Source organism: Bathymodiolus heckerae thiotrophic gill symbiont (assembly GCF_900128515.1).
Classification (GTDB): domain Bacteria; phylum Pseudomonadota; class Gammaproteobacteria; order PS1; family Pseudothioglobaceae; genus Thioglobus_A.
Window position 1 is genome coordinate 1 of sequence record NZ_FQTP01000176.1, and the last position, 1,840, is coordinate 1,840.

General features: G+C 36.9%; 2 protein-coding genes. One reads left to right on the forward strand and one right to left on the reverse strand.

From position 1 onward, the window contains the following. Nucleotides 1–422 precede the first annotated feature (422 nt). Nucleotides 423–986 carry an ATP-binding protein gene (locus BTHERMOSOX_RS10830; RefSeq protein ID WP_138121144.1) on the reverse strand — a complete coding sequence of 188 codons (564 nt, stop codon included), beginning with the start codon at nt 984–986 and terminating at the stop codon, nt 423–425. A 2-nt stretch (nt 987–988) separates the two neighbouring features. Here BTHERMOSOX_RS10830 and BTHERMOSOX_RS10835 point away from each other — a divergent pair, with 2 nt between their 5' ends. After that, the gene (locus BTHERMOSOX_RS10835) at nt 989–1,762 is read left to right on the forward strand and encodes a DNA methyltransferase (RefSeq protein WP_138121145.1); all 774 of its coding nucleotides are present in this window, start codon (nt 989–991) and stop codon (nt 1,760–1,762) included. The last annotated feature ends 78 nt before the right edge of the window (nt 1,763–1,840 follow it).

Here is a 1,840-nt window from a genome sequence, read left to right on the forward strand (position 1 = left end):
ATTGGCGCTATTTTTGGGGCGCTAGCCTATATACTTACTCTAATAGGAGTAGGAACTTCGGCAATATTTTTAGTTGCAATTAGTATAGGCATTACAAATCTTTATTTGTTTTACTTAATGCTTAAAATTAGTGATAAGGGTGAGAATAAGTATGGTCATAATTGTTGCTCAATATAAAAGAAGGAAGGTAATACTAAGGTAATGCTTGCGGGTCTTGAGTGTAAAGAGCACTTTATCGACCGTAGGTTATATATATGTAGGCACCCCGCTCTATATTTCGGATACCCCCTCTAATCAAGAAAGGACACGATGTGTCCTCAATGTGAAATAAAGCCAGGTAATACTCCAAAGTCACCTTTGAAGTATTGTCATATCAGACAGCACGTTAAATTCACTAGGTATGATCCCAGTGAGACTCTACGCTACAATGGAAACTTCAATGTGGCTACAGCTCCATTTTCCATAAAGCGATTCTTGAGACTCACCTGTCCGCCATGAAGGCTCATGATCTTTTTAACAAACCTAAGTCCTAAGCCATTACCACGCTTACCAGTGTCAGGCCTTGAAGATGAGAAAAAGCGCGTAAATATCTGCTTTCTAGCATGCTCAGGTACACCCTTACCTTGATCTTGAATTTGAATATTAACATGCGTGTTTGATTCACTTACCTTGATGCTGATAGTTGAATTTGGTGGTGTGAAGTCGATAGCATTGTCAATGATATTAGACAGCGCTTGTTCGGCCAATAACTTCTCAGCTTTAATAGTAAATTCAAGTTTAATGCCTCTTCGGGTAATACTCCCTTGACGACTAGGTGCTTGAAGTACATCTTTAATGAGAGTTTGAACGTCTAGTTTTTCAATATTTTCAAGTTGATCTCTACGCTCAATACGAGATAAGTTAAGCAGGCGGCTAACCAGCATATCCATCTTCTTATTAGCATCCAGAATATTATTAACAAAGTGCTCTCGTTGAGAGTTGCTCATCGATGTATCCGCGTTTGTTTCTTGCCAAGCAGCTACTCGCCGATGATGGCGTAATTTTTATCAGTATTGATGACAATGAGCAACATCATCTCAAAATGTTGATGAATGAGGTATTTGGGGAGGGATGCTTTGTTGCTCAATTTCCTTGGAGAAAAGGAACAGCAAAAAGCGACGTTCCTTTTGGCGTTTCACAAGATTATGAATGGATTATATCTTACGCAAAAGAAACATATAACGCAGGGTTGACTATTGAAAGAAAGTATCATTCGAGTGATGATTATCCTAATGACAGATGGAGGTTGTCTGATTTAACAAAACAGACAAGTGCAGAGGAGAGGGTTAATTCAGCATTTAATTTAATTAACCCTAAAACTAAAAAATCGTATCCATATAATCCTCAAAGGGTTTGGTCTGTTACAAAGGATACGTTCCAAGAATATTATGATAAAGGAAAAATAGTTTTTCCTGATGATTACGATTTTTTGAATATTACCATTCCAGCGTATAGAGTTTTTGAAAGTGAAGATAAAGCCAAAGCCCTTAAAAAGCATGGCAGTGAAAAAGCGATTAAAGCAGTTTCTACATTTTTACCAAAAGAAGTTGGTAGAAATGAGGATGGTAATAAAGAAATGATTGAACTCTTTGATAGTAAATTGTTTAACTTCCCTAAGCCAACTTCATTGATAAAGTATATTTATTCAATGATTAATGATGATAATGCATTTGTAATCCCCCCATTTCTAACGCTTGCTAAAAATAGAATTTCCATTGTTTAAATAGCCTCAAGTAGCTTTCTTGGTGGAATCCCACCAATCGAACTATGAGGTCGTACGTTATTATATACCCACATCCAC

What these genes read in the sequence shown, in the direction of transcription:
- BTHERMOSOX_RS10830 (WP_138121144.1), bottom strand. Translation starts at nt 986, where the DNA reads ATGAGCAACTCTCAACGAGAGCACTTTGTTAATAATATTCTGGATGCT.
- BTHERMOSOX_RS10835 (WP_138121145.1), top strand. Translation starts at nt 989, where the DNA reads ATGTATCCGCGTTTGTTTCTTGCCAAGCAGCTACTCGCCGATGATGGC.